The sequence below is a fragment of the Streptomyces sp. SID3212 genome (assembly GCF_009865405.1).
Taxonomy (GTDB): domain Bacteria; phylum Actinomycetota; class Actinomycetes; order Streptomycetales; family Streptomycetaceae; genus Streptomyces.
The window spans coordinates 15,702-34,653 of record NZ_WWJY01000167.1; the positions used below are offsets into that span (position 1 = coordinate 15,702).

The window sequence follows — 18,952 nt, forward strand, 5'->3', positions numbered from 1 at the left end:
CCGTCGGTGACGGCCCCCCGGGTGCGCGAGCGTGCGCGCCCGGGGGGCCGTTCGCGTTTTGTCCGGCATGCGGGGCGGGCCGTTGCACAGGATGCTTCAGCGGGTCACAGAGTGGTAGAGACCACTTGTCGACGTGTTCCGGACATGCTTATCTCCTGCGAGTTGTGCAGAACGAAACGCACGTTGCACATGGTGCAACGGATGCCTCTGTATGCCTCTGTCGTCCCCACCGACCCGTAGGGAACTCCCGGATGAAGCTTTCCCGTATGGCCGCCCCCGTCGCGGCGCTGGTGCTCGCCGGCCTGACGGCCTCCGCCTGCGCTCCGCAGACGTCCGACAACACCGCGACGAAGGACGAGAAGAGCGGCACGCTCCGCGTGTGGCTCTTCCAGGAGGTCAACAACAAGCCCAAGGAGCAGGTCGTCGACGGCGCCGTCAAGGCGTTCCGCGCGGAGCACAAGGGCACGAAGGTCGAGATCGAGTACATCCCCGTCGAGACCCGCGCCCAGCGGATCAAGGCCGCGTTCAACGACCCGAAGAGCGCACCCGACCTGGTCGAGTACGGCAACACCGACACGGCCGGGTACGTGAAGGACGGCGGACTCGCCGACGTCACCGCGGAGTTCGGCGCCTGGGACGAGGCCAAGGACACCGACCCCACGGCGAAGCAGTCCGTCACGGTGGACGGGAAGATCTACGGGGCGCCGCTGTTCGTCGGCGTCCGCGCCCTGTACTACCGCACCGACGTCTTCAAGGAGTTGGGACTCTCCGCCCCCAAGTCCCAGGCCGAGCTGATATCCACCGCCAAGAAGATCCACAAGAAGAAGCCCGCCCTGTACGGCCTCGCCGTCGGCGGCGCGTACACCTACGGCGCCATGCCGTTCGTCTGGTCGAACGGCGGCGAACTCGCCGAGGAGAGCGGCGGTACGTACAAGGCCGCCGTCAACAGCCCCGCCGCCCGCAAGGGCATCGCCGCCTACACCTCCCTCTTCGGCGACGACAACTGTCCCGCCGCCAAGTGCGCCTCCATGGGAGGCAACGCGACCGTCACCGCCTTCGCCTCCGGCCAGGCCGCGATGGCGATCGGCGGCGACTTCAGCCACCAGGCCGTCGAGGCCGGCACCGTCAAGGGCAAGTACGCGGTCGTCCCGCTCCCGGGCGTCGAGGCCGGCTCCATCGCCCCCGCGTTCGCCGGCGGCAACAACATCGGCGTCCTCAGGAGCAGCGCCCACCGCACCCTCGCCGTCGACCTGATGAAGTCGTTCACCAGCAAGGACACCCAGGCCAAGCTGTTCGACGCGATGGGCTTCCTGCCCACGTACACGGACGTCCTCGCCGCCTCCGCCCAGAAGCAGCCGTTCGTCGCCCCCTTCGTCAAGACCCTCGGCGCGGGCGCCAAGTTCGTCCCCGCCTCCGCCGGCTGGTCCCAGATCGACTCCTCGCTGGTCCTGCCGACGATGTTCCAGGAGATCGTCAGCGGCCGTAAGGACGTCAAGGCCGCGTCCGACGACGCGGCGAAGAAGATGGACGCGGCGTTCGCGTCCGCGGGCTGAACCGGATGACGTCCCCCACCGGCCACGCGCCACGCCCCCGGACGCCGGAGAGGCCGGAAAAAGCCCTCCCGGCGGCCGGGGGCGCGGCCCCCCGCCGCACACCCCGCCGAGGCCCCCGGCGCGCCGGCCAGGGCGGCTGGACCCCGTGGCTCTACCTCGCGCCCGCCCTCGTCGTCCTCGGCGGCCTGCTCGTCTACCCGATCTACCAACTGGGCCTGATCTCCTTCCTGGAGTACACCCAGGCCCAGGTCAGCGGCGGGCAGCCCACCACCTTCCAGGGCTTCGGGAACTACGCCACGCTCTTCCGCGACAGCCAGTTCTGGCAGGTCCTGCTCGCCACCGTGCTGTTCGCCGCCGCGTGTGTCGTCACCACGCTCGGCCTCGGCTGCGCCCTCGCCGTTCTCCTGACCCGCGTACGGGCCCTGCCGCGCCTCGCGCTGATGCTCGCCGCCCTCGGCGCCTGGGCCACCCCCGCGATCACCGGCTCCACGGTCTTCGTCTTCCTCTTCGACCCCGACTACGGGCCGGTCAACCGGGTGTTCGGCCTCGGCGACTTCTCCTGGACGTACGGGCGCTACAGCGCCTTCACGCTCGTCCTGCTCGAAGTCGTCTGGTGTTCCTTCCCGTTCGTCATGGTCACCGTCTACGCGGGCATCAAGGCCATCCCCGGCGAGGTGCTGGAGGCGGCCTCGCTCGACGGCGCCTCGCAGTGGCGGATCTGGCGGTCCGTCACCGCGCCGATGCTGCGCCCGATCCTGGTCGTCGTCACCATCCAGTCGATCATCTGGGACTTCAAGGTCTTCACCCAGATCTATGTGATGACCAACGGCGGCGGAATCGCCGGCCAGAATCTCGTCCTCAATGTCTACGCGTATCAAAAGGCCTTCGCGTCCTCCCAGTACAGCCTGGGCTCGGCCATCGGCGTGGTCATGCTGCTGATTCTGCTGGCGGTCACGCTCGTCTATCTGCGGCTGCTGCGCCGCCGGGGGGAAGAACTGTGAACCTGCCGCGCGTCCGCCGCCCGTGGCGCCTCGCCGCCGAGGCATCCGCCCTGGTCATCGCCGTCGTGGTGGCGTTTCCGCTGTACTGGATGGTTCTCTCCGCGTTCAAACCGGCAGGTGAGATCCAATCCACCCGGCCGCGTCCTTGGACGCTGTCCCCGTCGCTCGACTCGTTCCGCCGCGTCTTCGAACAGCAGGAATTCGGCCGGTACTTCCTCAACAGCCTGCTCGTCGCGGGCACGGTCGTGATCGTCTCCGCGCTGGTCGCCTTTCTCGCGGCCACGGCGGTCACCCGTTTCCGTTTCCGCTTCCGTACGACCCTGCTCGTCATGTTCCTCGTCGCGCAGATGGTGCCGATCGAGGCGCTCACCATCCCGCTGTTCTTCCAGATGCGTGACCTCGGCCTGCTCAATACGCTCGGCTCGCTGATCCTGCCGCATCTCGCGTTCTCGCTGCCGTTCGCGATCTGGATGCTGCGCGGATTCGTCAAGGCGGTCCCGGACGCGCTGGAGGAAGCCGCGTACATCGACGGCGCGAGCCGTACCCGATTCCTGTGGCAGATCCTCTTCCCACTGGTGTTCCCCGGGCTGGTCGCGACGAGTGTCTTCTCCTTCATCTCCACCTGGAACGACTTCCTTTTCGCCAAGTCCTTCATCATCAGTGACACGTCCCAGTCGACGCTTCCCATGGCGCTGCTCGTCTTCTTCAAACCCGACGAGAACGACTGGGGCGGGATCATGGCGGGCTCCACCGTCATGACCGTTCCCGTGCTCGTCTTCTTCGTGCTCGTACAACGGCGGCTGGTCTCCGGACTGGGCGGCGCGGTCAAGGACTGACAGAGACCCCAGAGAGCCTTCAGAGAGCCCCCAGAAAGCCCCCGGAGAGAACCCGGTGAGAACCCAGTGAGGACCGACCCATGGATCTGATTCCCGACCCCCGGCACACCTGGCCGGCCCCACAGGGCACCGACCCGTTCCCGCTCGACGACGGCACGACGATCGACGCGGGCCCCGGCACGGAGGGCGTCGCCCGCTGGTTCCGTACGACCGTCGGCGCCGCGACCGGGCTGCCGCTCGCGGACGGCGCCGAGGACGGCAACAGCATCGCCCTGGAGATCAGCCCCGAAGTGGAGCGCCGGCTCGGCCCCGAGGGCTACCGGATCACCGCCGACGCGCGGGCGGTACGGATCGAGGGCGGCGGCCCCGCCGGCGTGTTCTGGGGCGCCCAGACCCTCCGCCAGCTCCTCGGGCCCGACGCGTACCGCGCCGCCCCGGTGGACCCCGCGCGGCAGTGGTCCGTCCCGGCCACGGTCGTCGAGGACGCCCCCCGCTTCGGCTGGCGCGGCCTGATGCTCGACGTGTCACGCCACTTCATGTCCAAGGACGGCGTCCTGCGCTATCTGGACCTGCTCGCCGCCCACAAGCTGAATGTCTTCCACTTCCACCTCACCGACGACCAGGGCTGGCGCATCGAGATCAAGCGCTATCCGAAACTGACGGAGACCGGCGCCTGGCGGGGCCGTACCAAATGGGGACACCGCGCCTCGGAGCTGTGGGAGGAGAAACCGCACGGCGGTTACTACACGCAGGACGACATCCGCGAGATCGTCGCGTACGCCGGCGAACGGCATATCACCGTCGTCCCGGAAATCGACATCCCCGGGCATTCGCAGGCCGCCATCGCCGCCTATCCCGAACTCGGCAACACCGATGTCGTCGACACGGCCGCGCTCACCGTCTGGGACACCTGGGGCGTCAACGCGAACGTCCTCGCCCCCACCGACCACACCCTGCGCTTCTACGAGGGCGTCTTCGAGGAGGTGCTCGCCCTCTTCCCCTCCACCTTCATCCACGTCGGCGGCGACGAGTGCCGCAAGGAGCAGTGGAAGGACTCCGCGGCGGCCCAACTCCGCATCGAGGAGAACGGCCTGGCCAACGAGGACGAGCTCCAGGCCTGGTTCATCCACCACTTCGACGCGTGGCTCACCGCGCGCGGCCGGCGGCTGATCGGCTGGGACGAGATCCTCGAAGGCGGCCTCGCGCCCGGCGCCGCCGTGTCGTCCTGGCGCGGCTACGGGGGCGGCATCGCGGCCGCCCGGGCCGGCCACGACGTGGTCATGTGCCCGGAGCAGCACGTCTACCTGGACCACCGTCAGGCCGCGGGCGAGGACGAACCGATGCCCATCGGGTACGTCAGGACCCTGGAGGACGTCTACCGCTTTGAACCCGTGCCCGCCGACCTCACCGAGGAGGAGGCGAAGCACGTCCTCGGCACGCAGGCCAACGTCTGGACCGAGGTGATGCAGGACCGTTCGCGTGTCGACTACCAGGTCTTCCCCCGGCTCGCGGCCTTCGCCGAGGTCGCGTGGTCCGAACTCCCGGCCCCCGCCGAGCGGGACTTCGAGGACTTCGAGCAGCGGATGACCGAGCACTACCGGCGGCTGGACGTCCTGGGGGTCGAATACCGGCCGCCCGGGGGCCCGTTGCCGTGGCAGCGGAGGCCCGGGGTGCTCGGACGCCCGATCGAGGGGCTGCCTCCGATCGTGTGAGCCGTGCGGGGGTGGTCGCCCCGTCCCCGCCCCCGCCGGGGCCCTGTTCCCCGCGGCTCCCCGACGTGTCCCGACGCATGCCCGCCGTATCCCCGTCAAGGGCGCGTGGCGCCGCGAACGCCGGGGAGTGGTGGGGTGCGTGAGGTGCGGAAGACGGGGTGAACCGGACCTTTGCCCTGGCCGGGGACGGATCAGCCCTTCGTGGACCCTCGCGGCGGTCGGCTCCGAAGATGTGCCAGAGTTGCCACGTCCGGGCTGTGAGCACGTACGGTACGGCAACACAGGTACCGGTACGGCAACACATGCGGGACACCGGAAAGGGGCAGCTGGGTTGACCACGCACGCACCGCAGACGGCGCAGTCCGTGACGCTGCCGGCCTCGCTCGACGAGGCCGTGGCGGCGCTCACCGCGATGCCCGCCGCCGTACCCGTCGCAGGGGGAACCGACCTGATGGCGGCCGTCAACAGAGGCCTCCTGCGGCCCGCCGGACTCGTCGGCCTCGGCCGGATCAGCGAGCTGCGCGGCTGGCACTACCAGGACGGCCACGCCCTCCTCGGCGCCGGTCTCACCCACGCGCGCATGGGCAGGCCCGACTTCGCGGCCCTCATCCCCGCGCTCGCCGCGTCCGCGCGCGCCGCGGGCCCGCCCCAGATCCGCAACGCCGGGACGCTCGGCGGGAACATCGCCACCGCCGCGCCGACCGGTGACGCCCTGCCCGTGCTCGCCGCCCTGGAAGCCGACCTCGTGGTCGCGGGACCGGGCGGCGCGCGCCGCGAGATCCCCGTCACGCACCTGCTCGCCGGGCGCGAGATGCTGGCGCCCGCCGAGCTGATCGGCTTCGTCCGCGTGCCGTTGCTGCACGCCCCCCAGGTCTTCCTCAAGGCGACCGGCCGGACCGGCCCCGGCCGCGCCACCGCCTCCGTCGCCGTGGTCCTCGACCCGGCGCGGCGCGGCGTGCGCTGCGCGGTCGGGGCGATCGCGCCGATGCCCCTGCGCCCGCTGGAGGCGGAGCGGTGGATCGGCTCGCTGATCGACTGGGACGGCGCGCGCGGGCTCACGCAGGAGGCCCTGGCGGCCTTCGGCGAGTACGTGGCCGCCGCGTGCGTCCCGGACCCGGCGCCACCCGCCGACGGGAGCGAGCCGCCCGCGCTCGCCCCCGCCGTACTGCACCTGCGGCGTACCGTCGCCGCGCTGGCCCGGCGAGCACTGGGGAGGGCCCTGTCGTGAGCACCAACGAGCATTCCGGTACGGGTTCCGGATCCGGTCCCGGCGGTCAGCAGGGGCACGGCGGCTGGCAGCCGGTCGAGCACGGCGGCGAGTACGACGCCGAGTCGACCGCGTTCGTGCAGCTGCCGCCCGAGGACTTCATGGACGCGCCGCTGGCCGCGCCGGGCCACGGTTACGTACCGCCGCAGATCGTCCCGCTGACGCCCGCCGCGGACCCCTCCGTACCGGATCACATGCGCTGGCCCGAGCCGCAGCAGCAGGGCGGGCAGGGGCAGGTGTACGACACGTCGTACGACCCGCGGGCGACGGGGCACTGGAGCTTCGGCGACGGCGGGCAGCAGACGGGCCAGGGGCAGGGCGCCGGGCCGACGGGTCAGGGCGCTGGTCAGCCTGCTGGCCAGGGACAAGGCCAGGGGCAGGGCGGGGGGACGGACGGCCGGGGGAGCGCCCTCGCGGACGGTCCCGCGCAGGGCGGCGGGGCCCCCTCCGAGCTGACCGGCGAGTGGACCATTCCGGTCGCCCAGGGCGACCTTCCGGACGAGTCGGGGGAGTTCAGCGCCTCGGTCCTCGCCTCGCAGTGGGGCGGCGGCACCCCGCCCGCGACCCTCCCCGGCGGCGCGGCGGCCCCGTGGGCGCCGCTCCCCGAGACCGACGCGTACGCGGACGGCCCTCCTCCGGCCGATGCCCCGGGGGACGCTTCGGCGGAGCCCGAGCAGCACCCTTCGGACGACGCCGCCGCCGACACCGCGCCGCCCGAGGCCGACCTCGTACCGGACGCGGACGCGGAGCCCGTACCGGACACCGACACCGAGCCCGCGCCCCTCACCAGCAGCAACAACAGCACCGAACACCCGGCCGGCTCCTACGTCCTGCGTGTCAACGGCGCCGACCGCCCCGTCACCGACGCCTGGATCGGCGAGTCCCTGCTGTACGTGCTCCGCGAGCGCCTCGGCCTCGCGGGCGCCAAGGACGGCTGCGCCCAGGGCGAGTGCGGCGCCTGCAACGTGCAGGTCGACGGCCGGCTCGTCGCCTCCTGCCTCGTGCCCGCCGCCACGGCGGCCGGCTCCGAGGTCCGTACGGTCGAAGGCCTCGCGGTCGACGGCGAACCCTCCGACGTCCAGCGGGCGCTGGCCAAGTGCGGCGCGGTGCAGTGCGGTTTCTGCATCCCCGGCATGGCGATGACCGTGCACGACCTCCTGGAGGGCAACCACGCCCCCACCGAACTGGAGACCCGGCAGGCGCTGTGCGGCAACCTCTGCCGCTGCTCCGGCTACCGGGGCGTCCTCGACGCCGTGAACGAGGTCGCCGCGGAGCGCGCCGCCAGCGCGGAGGCCGCCGCGGTCGCCTCCGAGGAGGCACGCGTCCCGCACCAGGCGTCCGCCGGGGCGGGCGGCGCGCAGCACCAGCGCGCGAATCCCCACTCGCCCGCGAACTCCCACTCGTCCGCGAACTCCCACCCGCACTCGCACGACGGAGGCATGGCGTGAGCAACGACGCGGCCACCGGGACCCCGACGCTCGACGGCCCCCGCCAGGAGCCTCCCGCGCACGGCCTCGGCGCCTCCCTCCCCCCGGCCGACGCCCGCGCGAAGACCGAGGGCACGTTCCCGTACGCGGCCGACCTGTGGGCCGAGGGCCTGCTGTGGGCCGCGATCCTGCGCTCCCCGCACCCGAGCGCCAGGATCGTCTCCATCGACACCACCGCCGCCGCCGAGATGCCGGGCGTACGGGCCGTCGTGACCCACGAGGACGTCCCCGGGGACTCGGCGTACGGCCGCAGGGTCGCCGACCGCCCCGTCTTCGCCTCGGAGGTCGTACGGCACCACGGCGAGGCGATCGCCGCCGTCGCCGCCGACCACCCCGACACGGCGCGGATGGCCGCCGCCGCGATCGCCGTCGAGTACGAGGTCCTCGACCCGGTCACGGACCCCGAGAAGGCGTTCGCCGCCGAGCCGCTGCACCCCGACGGCAACCTGATCCGGCACATCCCGCTGCGGTACGGCGACCCCGGCGTGCAGGGCGAGATCGTCGTGGAGGGCCTGTACCGCATCGGCCGCCAGGACCCCGCCCCGATCGGCGCCGAGGCCGGCCTCGCGGTCCCCAGACCCGACGGTGGGGTCGAGATCTACACCGCCTCCACCGACCCGCACACCGACCGCGACCTGGCCGCCGCCTGCTTCGGCCTGGACCCCGAGCGGGTCAAGGTCGTCGTCACGGGCGTCCCCGGCGCCACCGGCGACCGCGAGGACCCCGGCTTCCAGATCCCGCTCGGCCTGCTCGCCCTGCGCACCGGCTGCCCGGTCAAGCTCGCGGCCACCCGCGAGGAGTCCTTCCTCGGCCACGCCCACCGCCACCCCACCCTGCTGCGCTACCGCCACCACGCGGACAGCGAGGGCCGCCTGATCAAGGTCGAGGCCCAGATCCTGCTGGACGCGGGCGCGTACGCCGACGACTCGTCGGAGTCCCTCGCCGCCGCCGTCGCGTTCGCCTGCGGCCCGTACGTCGTCCCCCACGCCTTCATCGAGGGCTGGGCGGTCCGTACCAACAACCCGCCGTCCGGGCACGTCCGGGGCGAGGGGGCCATGCAGGTCTGCGCGGCCTACGAGGGCCAGATGGACAAGCTGGCCAACACCCTCGGGCTCGACCCGGCGGAGCTGCGGCTGCGCAACGTGCTCGCGACCGGCGACATCCTGCCGACCGGCCAGACGGTCACCTGCCCGGCCCCGGTGGCCGAACTGCTGCGTTCCGTACGGGACTTCCCGCTGCCCGCCCTGCCCAAGGACACCCCGGAGGCGGCCTGGCTGCTGCCCGGCGGACCGGAGGGCGCGGGGGAGCCCGGGGCGGTACGGCGCGGTGTCGGCTACGCGCTCGGCATGGTCCACATGCTCGGCGCCGAGGGCGCGGACGAGGTCTCCACGGCCACGGTGAAGGTCCACGACGGCGTGGCGACGGTCATCTGCGCCGCCGTCGAGACCGGCCAGGGCTTCTCGACGCTCGCCCGGCAGATCGTCCAGGAGACGCTGGGCATCGAGGAGGTCCACGTCGCCTCGGTCGACACGGACCAGCCCCCGGCGGGCCCGGCCGCGCACGGCCGGCACACGTGGGTCTCGGGCGGCGCGGTGGAGCGGGCGGCCAAGATGGTCCGTACGCAGCTGCTCCAGCCGCTGGCCCACAAGTTCGGGATGTCCACCGAGCTGCTCCAGATCACGGACGGCAAGATCACCTCGTACGACGGTGTGCTGTCCACCACCGTCACGGAGGCGATGGACGGCAAGGAGCTGTGGGCGACGGCACAGTGCCGCCCCCACCCCACCGAGCCGCTGGACGAGGCGGGCCAGGGCGACGCGTTCGTCGGCCTCGCGTTCTGCGCGATCCGCGCGGTGGTGGACGTCGACATCGAACTCGGCTCGATCCGCGTGGTCGAGATGGCCGTCGCCCAGGACGTCGGCCGCGTCCTGAACCCGGCGCAGCTGGCGACCCGCATCGAGGCGGGCGTCACCCAGGGCATCGGTACGGCCCTGACGGAGAACCTCCGCACGACCCGCGGCGTGGTCCGCCGCCCCGACCTCACCGGCTACGCCCTGCCGACGTCCCTGGACGCCCCGGACATCCGGATCGTCAAACTGGTCGAGGAACGCGACGTGGTGGCCCCCTTCGGCGCCAAACCGGCCAGCGCGGCCCCGGTCGTCACGTCCCCGGCGGCAGTCGCCTCAGCGGTCCGCGCGGCCACGGGCCGCCCGATCAGCCGCCTCCCGATCCGCCCCCAGGCGGCGGTGGCGGTGGCGGGGGCGTAGAGAATGCCCTGGCGTAGGGCGTGACGCCCGCCACTGCTCCTGACGGTCGTCCGGGGACGGTCGTAGGGTGTGGGGAGAGAGGAACTCCCATGGACGTATCAGACTCGCCGCACATAGGACGCAGGACCGTACTGGCCGGGGCAGGGGCGGCGGTCGCCGCGCTGGCGGTAGGGGGTAGGGCCCTGGCCTCGTCCTCCCCCACCGCTACCGCCTCCTCCACCTCGGCTTATCCACAGGCGGGGGCGGTGCCGGCCGGCCTGACCGAACGGCAGCTGGCGGGCCAGCGGGTGATCTACTCCTACCCGGGCCATACCCCGCCGGCGTCCCTGCTCAAGAAGATCGGCGCGGGTGAGGTGGCGGGGGTCATCTTCTTCGCCGAGAACATCACGAGCGCGAAGCAGCTGGCGACGGTCGTCAAACAACTGGAAAAGGCCAACAGGTCGAGCCCCGTCCGCCTCCCACTCCTGCTCATGACCGACCAGGAGGGCGGCCAGGTACGGCGCCTGCCGGGTGCTCCCGCGCTGTCGGAGAAGCAGATAGGGCTGGCGTCCGACCCGGTGGCGGCGGCGAAGGCGGCGGGCACGGGCGCGGGGAAGAACCTCGCCGGGGCCGGCCTGAACCTCAACCTGGCGCCGGTGCTGGACGTCTACCGCAAGACCGGCGACTTCACGGACCAGGCCCAGCGTTCGTACGGCAAGAACGCGGCGCAGGTCGGCAAGCTCGGCGCGGCGTTCATCACGGCCCAACAGCACACGGTGGTGGCCGCGACGGCGAAGCACTTCCCGGGCCTGGGCGCGGCGTCGGCCCACCAGAACACGGACCTGGGCCCGGTGACGCTCACCCAGTCCCTGACGACCCTGCGAACCGTCGACGAGGCCCCGTACAAACAGGCGGTCGCGGCGGGCACGCAACTCGTGATGCTGTCCTGGGCGGTCTACCCGGCCCTGGACGCCCACCACCCGGCGGGCCTGTCGGCCGCCGTGGTCAAGGAACTCCGCACCCACGTAGGTTTCAAGGGAGTGACGATCACGGACGCCCTGGAGGCCAAGGCCATCAGCCCCACCCTCACCACGGGCGACCGCGCGGTCCTGGCCGCCGAGGCGGGCATGGACCTCCTGCTCTGCTCATCGCGAGAGGTGTCCCAAGGAGAGTCAGCGGTGACGTCCCTGACAACAGCCCTCCACAACAAGACCCTCCCGGCCACCCCCTTCCACGACGCGGCAGCGCGCGTGACAGCCCTCCGCGCGGCCCTGCGCTGACCTAAGCTTGCTCATTCGATGGGTGCGTACGGGGGAGAAGCCTTGATGGCGTGGGACGAGTGGGAGCAGCTCAAGAGTGCGGCGGAGGAACGGCCTTCGGTCGGGACGCAGCTGAACCAGGCGCCGGCGGGGCCGGGCGGCACAGGCCCCGGCTCGGGCGATCTGATCGTGAACCAGGACGACCTGGGTGCCGTAGGGCATGAGGCCTTCATTCTGCACAGCGGCCTGAGCAAGGGCGCGGACCTCGCCGGCGCGGGTATGGACCAACATGGCGCGGGCTCCACGCTCCGGGCGTCCAGCGAGCTCTCGGCCCACAATTTCGCGCTCGGCTCGGCCCTGTCGACGGCACTGACCATGTGGGACAGCTCCTTGAAGACCCTGCTCCAGGCCTGTGCGCACATCTCGAACCAACTCGACTACACCAAGGCGTTGCACGCCGGCGACGACGCCAAGGTCGCGGCCTCGCTGACGGGTGGCGACGGCGGCGCGGAATCCTCGTCCAAGATCAACGATTACTTCAAGTGAGCGGGCTCAGCGGTGGGTGACCTTTCGTTCAAGGATGTCCAGGAACTGGATCTCGGCAAGCTCGGTTCGGCAGTCGAGGACTGGAAGCAGGCGGCCGCCAGTCTCAAGAAGCTGGCTCAGAGCGCCGCGGACGGGATGTACGCCAAGTCGGAAAGTGCCCGCTGGGCCGGTGCGAACGCGACCGTGACGCGTGAATTCGTCCGCAAGACGAAGAAGGAGTTCGCTGACGCGCACCAGCAGGCCGACAGCACGTACAGACTCCTCGATGACGCACACGTCGAACTCCTAGGCATTCAGAAGCAGATGAAGACGGCGATCGAGGTCGACGCGGTCAACCTCGGCGTCAGGATCGAGGACATCGGCGGAGGTTCGGTCCGCTGGTTCTTCCCGCACATCCGTGGTGACAGCGACGAGCGCACGCAGGAGCAACGCGACCAGGCGCAGGCCCTCGCCGATCGTGTTGCCGGGCTCACAGCTCATGCGAGCGAGATCGACGCGTCGGTGACACGGGCGCTGGGGAAGACGCACGGGAACGATCGGCACAACTTCGGGCACACGAACTACGAGTCGCTCGACGATGCCCAGGCCGAGCGGGCCGTCGAAATCGCCAAGCAGGGGAAGGCGATGAGCGACAAGGACTTCGCCGAGTTCAACCGCATCATGAAGTACAACCGTAGTGACGCGGATTTCTCCACGGACTTCTACACAGGGCTCGGTGGCCCGAAAAAGGCGCTGGAGTTCTTCGGCCAGATGTCTCTCGACAGCGTGATGGTAGACAACAACGTCCGCACAGATCTGACCAAAGAGCTGCAACGAAATCTGGGCGTGGCTCTCGCGTCGGCGACCGATCCGGACAACAAGTCGCATCTGCCGGCGAGTTGGGCGACGGAATTTCGTAAACTCGGCACGCAGCGGATTTCCCTCTACAAGTACGACAACAACCCGCCGTACGGCTATCAGCTGCTCGGCGGCATCATGCGGTACGGCGAGTACGATCCTCGGTTTCTGAACCCGATCGCGGAGCACGTGATCCAGCTTCACCAGAAGGATCCGATGATGTTCGCCGGCTCCAAGATGATGATGGGCGCACCGGACGACCACCCGTTCAATCCCTCGGGGAAGAACGGTGCGGGTTATGACCCGGTGACGAGCATGCTGGAGGCGCTCGGTCACAGCCCTGAGGCGTCCAAGCTGTTCTTCACGGACCAGCCGAGCACGTACAACGAGGACGGGACGCCGAAGGGCGGGATACCGGACCTGGGGAAGGACAAGGACGGCAACCCCATCACAAATTACCTCGACTACTTCGCCAAGGGCGATTACGAGAGATTCCCCGACATCGTCGGCCATGCTCCGGACGCGACGGAGAAGTCGGCCGACTACCTGCCCGATTCCTTCGGGCACGCCCTGGAGTCGGCGACTCTCGGGCACGCGTACGACGATTCGACGCCTGAACTCGTCAAGGACGAGAAGTCGGCCCGAATCATGGAACAGGTTGTCGAGACGTACGGCGGTGATGCCGGACTGGTCAAGAGTCAAGAGGCGCTCTCCGACAGCCTCGGTCGTATGGGAGCCGGCTATGTCGACGACATCAACTGGGCCCTGAACGAAAATGCTCCGGGCAGCATGTTCGCCCCGGACGGCAACCCTGACGGACATGCCGAGTTCGGACGGGACGGCGCGCGCCAGTTCCTCACCACCCTGGGCCAGCATCCGGACGCGTACGCCGAAGTGAGTGCCGCCGAGAAGATCCACACCACGAGTGTGCTCGGCGCGACGGTCGACGCGAACGGAAACATCAACGAGGCGCACGCCCGGGAGGCGGTGCGCACCGGGTCCGAGGTGCAGGGCATGCTGGACCAGTCGCGCGCCGATCAGGTCACGGCGGAGAACGTCAAGAAGGACGAGGAATACAACAAGGCCCTTGAGGAACGGGCCGGTTGGATGGAGTTCGGTGCAGGCGTCGGGGTGGCGGCCGGAGCCGCGTTCCTGCCGCCGGTCGCCGCGGTCGGTGTCGCGGCGACGCTGATCCCCGTGGCCATGGACGCCGGCCCGGCCCTCGTGGAGCACATGATCGGTAACGCGATGGGCGACTACACCGAGTCGAACCAACGGGACAGCGGTGACGACACCCAGAAGCAGCGAGCCGCCATCTACTCGGCCGGTGAGCTCAATGCGGAAGTGCCGATGAAGGAGTTCATCGCGCAGTACCAGATCGACCGCGACGATTCGGACTTTGGGCAGGACCTGGAAGAGGCCTGGAACAGCGGTTACGAAAAGGGAACGTCCCGCGCTTCCCAGCAGGGTCAGTCATCTCAGACAGGCGGATAAGGAGTATGGCGGTTGTGATGGTCAGCCGGGCGCGTGGCGCGTTCACTTCTGTGGTGGCGGTAGTGGCGCTGGTGGGTTTGGTGGGATGCGGCGACGACGGCGGGAAGGAGCAGGGGAAGTCCGCGCAGGGCCGGATCGAGGCGAGGGAGCTGTGCCGGGGGAACCTGTCGGGCGACGCCGTGGATGCCGTACAACTCATCACCGGGGCCGAGGAGTTCTCCTCGCTCGACAGTGGTGACAAGCTGGAGTCCCTTGCCCAGGCCGTTGTTGACGACTACCTGGCGGACGGGGTGGGTGGGGAAACCCATCGGGTGTGTGGGATCTACCTGCCGGGGTCCACGCTCGCCGATGTCGGTATCGACGTGTCGCTGGAGGACGGCGACGGGGTCGGCGACGGGAAGTTCGCCGGCAGCTTCAAGCAGTACGACCTCGGGCGTGAAGGGCTGGCCTCGCCGCGGAAGGCGGTCCTCTACGCGGAGTGCGTCAGCGAGAAGTTCGAGGGCGGTCCCGTCATGCTTCGCGCGGCGCTGAACAACCGCGACGAACCCGACGGCGACGCCGAGCGACTGCGCAAGGCCAACCTGACCCTCCTCCACTCGGTCACGCTCGCGCTCGTCGAGCAACTCGGCTGCGAGGACCGGGCCGGGCTGCCGGAGACGGCGGGGTTGGCGTAGGCCGTGACGCCGGTCGGCCGCCCCCGTATATGGGGGCGGCCGGTCGTGTCGTGGAGGCCGTGGCGGGAATCGAACCCACGTAACTCGCTTTGCAGGTTTGTCCTCCCAGGTCAGCGCCGTGTACGTGGTTATTCATAGCCGTTCATGGTGGCACCTGAGCGCCATCCCGAGTCAGGCCATGCACCCGCGCGAACGCCGCCGGACGTAGGTGAACGAGACGGAAACTGAGACGGCCCGCGGGCAGATGAGAAGTGGTGAACTTCCCCTACCCCCTCACGCTACGGCTGTTTCAGGTGGCAGCGACCTCTTCTCCCCCAAGCAACTTGGGTAGCGTTGTTGCCTCGGGTTTGTACGCTCCTCACCTGGGTTGATGGACTGTGGACGTCCGTGCTCGTCCACGGCTGCTCGTGGGGCGTTGTCACGCAGTTAGACACTCACCGCTGTTGTTTTTGGGCCGACGCCTAGGACGAGAAGCATCTGACTCGTAGCGCTGCACACAGGCCGCCCTGAGAGCCAGGCGGCGTCCCTCGTCCGTAAATCATCGTCAGCAGCTCCGCCATCACCCCGCAGTCAGCAGGGTTTTGGGGTCACCTGTCGAACCGACAGTCCCTGAGCGGGCTGGCGTTGGCCGGCCGCGATCAGCCGACGGACACCAACTTGCCTGGAAAGATAAGAACTTATTCGTGCACGTTGCTAACTGAGTGCTAGCCTAGGGCTCTTGTTGCGCCCACCAAGGGCGTAACTGACCTAGGTGGGGGCTTATCGTGAGCATCAACGTCGATCCTCTGCGGCTGTCCAAGCCGCAGGACTCCAGCACGTACCTGGCCATCAAGACGATGCAGGGGGGGCGCCCGGTCTACACCACGCGCGTTCCCCTCCTCGACCTCCCGACCATCCTTCCCGTCCCTGACCCGAACAACGTCGACAAGGACAACCGCAAGGTCGATCGTCTGCACGCCAAGCAGTTTGGCGAGTACCTCGACACCAAGCAGGACTGGGTCGCCCCTGCTCTTCTGGCCCGGGACGGTGGCGGCTGCACCTTCGAGAAGCTGGACGAGCTCGGCGCCGTCGGCTACCTCACCGTCCCGTGGGCTATCGGCGGCATCTCCTCGCTGCGGACCATCGACGGTCAGCACCGCGTGCTCGGCGTCTCCATCGAGAAGCAGCGCATCACCGACGCCATCAATGGCATCGACCGTGAGGTGTCCCGCAAGGTCAGCACGGACAAGGCCGCCAAGCTTGAGGCCGAGCGCGAGAAGCTCGTTAGCCAGATGAACCGGCTGAAGTCCGAGTTCGTCGGACTGGACATCTACGTCGAGCCGGACCCGATCAAGTCGCAGCAGATGTTTGTTGATGTCGCCGACAACGCCAAGGGCATCAGCAGCGCCGTCCGGGCCCGCTTCGACAGTTACAAGGTGGCCAACCGCACCCTGTCCGACGTCATCGACCACCCGCTACTCAAGGGCCGGGTCGACGCCGAGCAGGACCGCATGACCCTGAAGAACCCGAACCTTCTGGGCGCCAAGCACGTCGCTGACATCACCCGCGCCGTCATCGCCGGGGCCGGCGGCCGGATCAGCAAGAAGGCCGAACAGACCCTGACCGACGGCGAGGTCATCGAGCAGGTCAAGGACTTCCTCGACGTCATCTCGAATGCCTTCTCTGACCTCGCCGCTATCACCGAGGACGACCCCAACGCGGAGCGCAAGCTCGGGGAACTGACCATGTCCCAGGAACTGCGCCGCACCTCGCTCCTCGGCTCGGTGGGCATGCTGCGCGTTCTTGCTGGCGTGTTCCGCGAGCTGCGGGCAGGCGATAACCCTGTCGAGCTCGACGACATCACCGAGTTCTTCAAGCGCCTCGACCCGCACATGGCCTCGCCCATCGCCGAGACCAGCATCTGGCGCATCACCGCGGCGAACGACGACTTCGAGCCGAACGCCGCTGCACCGATCATGCGCACCCAGAACATCGTCCACCTGGTAGGGGTCATCGCCAGCTGGTACAAGAAGGCCCCCGCGGCCCTCTAGCTGAGGGGTGCATGACGAAGGGCGTCCTCCGACTTCAGGAGCGACGCCCTTCGTCATGTAATGGGACGTCCCGCTACGCGGCATCTGCTCAACCAAGCGGCCCGCTAGACGGTCTAGGGTAGCTCTGGACCGCGGGCGAATGCGATGGAATCTGAGACGGCCACGCGGTCTGCCATGGGCGCCGACCGTACCGAGGCTCGGGGTATCTGCATGTACTCGCCGCGTGGCGCGTGGCGGTGGTCGACCGCGATCGGCCGGTGGGTCTTCGACGCGGAAGGCAAGGGCCTGCGGCTCGCCTCGCCCCTGGCCCGCACTATGAGGCTGTCATCCGCCCTCCCAGCCGGCGAGTACCGTGATTGGCGTGACGCTCTCACTTACGCGGTCCGCCCTCGGCTTGGGTCGTTGGTACGTTCGCTACGTGCCGGGGACGCTCGGCAAGGCCCCCTTGATCGCGCGGTCCTTGAACGTCGGCCTACGGGAACAGCCACGGCATGCTGTGGCACGCACTGTCTTCGGTGACCGGTTTGCTGTCGATACGGTGGACTTGATCCAGCGTTTCATTTACATGTTCGGTGTGTGGGAACCGCACCTATCGCATTGGCTTCGGGCTCGCTTGCGGCCGGGCGACGTGTTCGTGGACGTTGGGGCCAACATTGGTTATTTCAGCGTTCTTGGGTCGCGGCTTGTTGGTGCGAGTGGAAAGGTCGTCTCGGTCGAGGCGTCACCTGAGTTTCACCGGCGGCTGCTTATTCAGGCTCATTTGAACGAGTGCGAGAATATTCGCGCTGTAAACTGCGGTGTGTCAGATAAATCGGAGACCTTGCGATTTACGCTCGCCAGCTCGCGGAATATGGGGGCAAATAGCATTGTGCCGTACGACGGCCCCATAGAATCCACTTTCGGAATCGATGCTCACCCATTGGCGGAAATCCTCACCAGCGAAGAAGTGGCCCGAATTCGCGTCATGAAGATTGATGTCGAGGGCGCCGAAGGGGCTGCTGTAAGAGGTCTTCTTCCGATTCTCGACCATTTGCGGTCAGATGCTGAAATTGTGGTCGAGGTAACGCCCAGTCGAATGGCGGAACTCGGATATTCCGTTACGGAGTTGATCGACGCCTTCAAGGGGCGCGGTTTTCACGTATACCGGCTCGCCAATGACTACGACGCATCGGCCTATCCGGCAACTCTCCGACGAGCCTCTCTAGCCCCTGTTAGGTGGCGCGGGCCGGTAGTGGAGGAAAGCGACCTGGTGTTCTCCCGGGTGGATGCTGACACTCTGCCCTGACCTCGCCTACCGCGAGGGGTGGTCTCCCGCCAACAGTGCCGGGCCCTCTATGATCAGGCAGTCGCTAGTCGAAGTGCCTTATGTAGGGGGACTGTTGGATATCCTCGGTCAGCTTGTCACGATCGCCGCTGTCCTTCTTGGTGCGATCACGACGCACGTCACCAACCACTTGATGGAGCGCCAGCGCAAGCGTGATGCCCTACTCACGCGCTGGGATGAAAAGAAGCTTGATTCTTACGCGGAATACATCGACAGGGTCCGCACTTGTATTTATGCGGCAGTGCTCCTCTATGAGGTTCAAAACAACATGAGAGCGATCGAGCGCGGCGAACACGAATTGACGCTTGAGCTTGCTGAAGCTGAGGGCGGTCGCGCTCGTTCCTTCGAGCGCGTAATGTTGCTGGCTGAAGATGGGGTGATCGAAGCGGCACATAAACTTAACGCCGCTTCGCTTGCTATTGACTGGCGTGCACGCGGGGCGACACAGGGAACCTTGGAGGAGTGGCGGGAACTGCACAAGGTTGCCTTTGCTGCTATCAACGGTTTCCACGAGGCCGCGCGTGATGATCTCGGCGTCAATGGGAAGTTTCACGGCGACCAGCACTCCTCCAAGGATTTGATCCTTCCTGGCCCTAGGAGGGATGAGGGCGTTTGAGCCGCAGACCCGTTTCGGTACATACAAAAGGGACGTGCCGGAATTTGACTGGCCCGGCACGCCCCTGACT

At 68.6% G+C, this 18,952-nt stretch carries 14 protein-coding genes; all 14 read left to right on the plus strand.

The annotated features are described in order from the left end of the window. Positions 1–251 precede the first annotated feature (251 nt). Entirely contained in the window at positions 252–1,553 is a 1,302-nt protein-coding gene (locus GT042_RS04500) for an extracellular solute-binding protein (RefSeq protein WP_161307386.1), read from the plus strand. 5 nt (positions 1,554–1,558) lie between these two features. Next, entirely contained in the window at positions 1,559–2,554 is a 996-nt protein-coding gene (locus tag GT042_RS04505) for a sugar ABC transporter permease (RefSeq protein WP_161307387.1), read from the plus strand. Then, entirely contained in the window at positions 2,551–3,390 is an 840-nt protein-coding gene (locus GT042_RS04510; protein WP_161307388.1) for a carbohydrate ABC transporter permease, read from the plus strand. Before GT042_RS04505 ends, GT042_RS04510 begins: the two co-directional genes overlap by 4 nt. A gap of 80 nt (positions 3,391–3,470) precedes the next feature. Then, positions 3,471–5,102 carry a beta-N-acetylhexosaminidase gene (locus GT042_RS04515; protein WP_161307389.1) on the plus strand — a complete coding sequence of 544 codons (1,632 nt, stop codon included), beginning with the start codon at positions 3,471–3,473 and terminating at the stop codon, positions 5,100–5,102. Positions 5,103–5,433: 331 nt separating this feature from the next. Beyond that, positions 5,434–6,330, plus strand: a complete 897-nt coding sequence (locus GT042_RS04520; protein WP_161307390.1) for an FAD binding domain-containing protein — start codon at positions 5,434–5,436, stop codon at positions 6,328–6,330. Next, entirely contained in the window at positions 6,327–7,817 is a 1,491-nt protein-coding gene (locus GT042_RS04525) for a 2Fe-2S iron-sulfur cluster-binding protein (RefSeq protein WP_345943678.1), read from the plus strand. The genes GT042_RS04520 and GT042_RS04525 overlap by 4 nt, the downstream gene beginning before the upstream one ends. After that, positions 7,814–10,123: a xanthine dehydrogenase family protein gene (locus GT042_RS04530; protein ID WP_161307391.1), complete on the plus strand. Its 2,310-nt coding sequence runs from the start codon at positions 7,814–7,816 to the stop codon at positions 10,121–10,123. Before GT042_RS04525 ends, GT042_RS04530 begins: the two co-directional genes overlap by 4 nt. Positions 10,124–10,212: 89 nt before the next feature. After that, a complete protein-coding gene (locus GT042_RS04535; protein WP_161307392.1) occupies positions 10,213–11,382 on the plus strand; it encodes a glycoside hydrolase family 3 N-terminal domain-containing protein in 1,170 nt (389 codons plus the stop codon). A 45-nt stretch (positions 11,383–11,427) separates the two neighbouring features. Beyond that, positions 11,428–11,907, plus strand: a complete 480-nt coding sequence (locus tag GT042_RS04540; RefSeq protein ID WP_161307393.1) for a hypothetical protein — start codon at positions 11,428–11,430, stop codon at positions 11,905–11,907. Positions 11,908–11,919: 12 nt separating this feature from the next. Next, complete coding sequence (locus GT042_RS04545; RefSeq protein WP_161307394.1) at positions 11,920–14,238, plus strand: DUF6571 family protein; 2,319 nt, start codon at positions 11,920–11,922, stop codon at positions 14,236–14,238. A 17-nt stretch (positions 14,239–14,255) separates the two neighbouring features. Then, complete coding sequence (locus GT042_RS04550; RefSeq protein ID WP_237530457.1) at positions 14,256–14,912, plus strand: hypothetical protein; 657 nt, start codon at positions 14,256–14,258, stop codon at positions 14,910–14,912. A 764-nt stretch (positions 14,913–15,676) separates the two neighbouring features. Next, positions 15,677–16,942: a DNA sulfur modification protein DndB gene (locus tag GT042_RS04555; RefSeq protein ID WP_161307396.1), complete on the plus strand. Its 1,266-nt coding sequence runs from the start codon at positions 15,677–15,679 to the stop codon at positions 16,940–16,942. Between the two features lie 361 nt (positions 16,943–17,303). After that, complete coding sequence (locus tag GT042_RS04560; RefSeq protein WP_345943680.1) at positions 17,304–18,227, plus strand: FkbM family methyltransferase; 924 nt, start codon at positions 17,304–17,306, stop codon at positions 18,225–18,227. A gap of 49 nt (positions 18,228–18,276) precedes the next feature. Continuing rightward, positions 18,277–18,882 carry a hypothetical protein gene (locus tag GT042_RS04565; protein WP_237530458.1) on the plus strand — a complete coding sequence of 202 codons (606 nt, stop codon included), beginning with the start codon at positions 18,277–18,279 and terminating at the stop codon, positions 18,880–18,882. Positions 18,883–18,952: the final 70 nt, after the last annotated feature.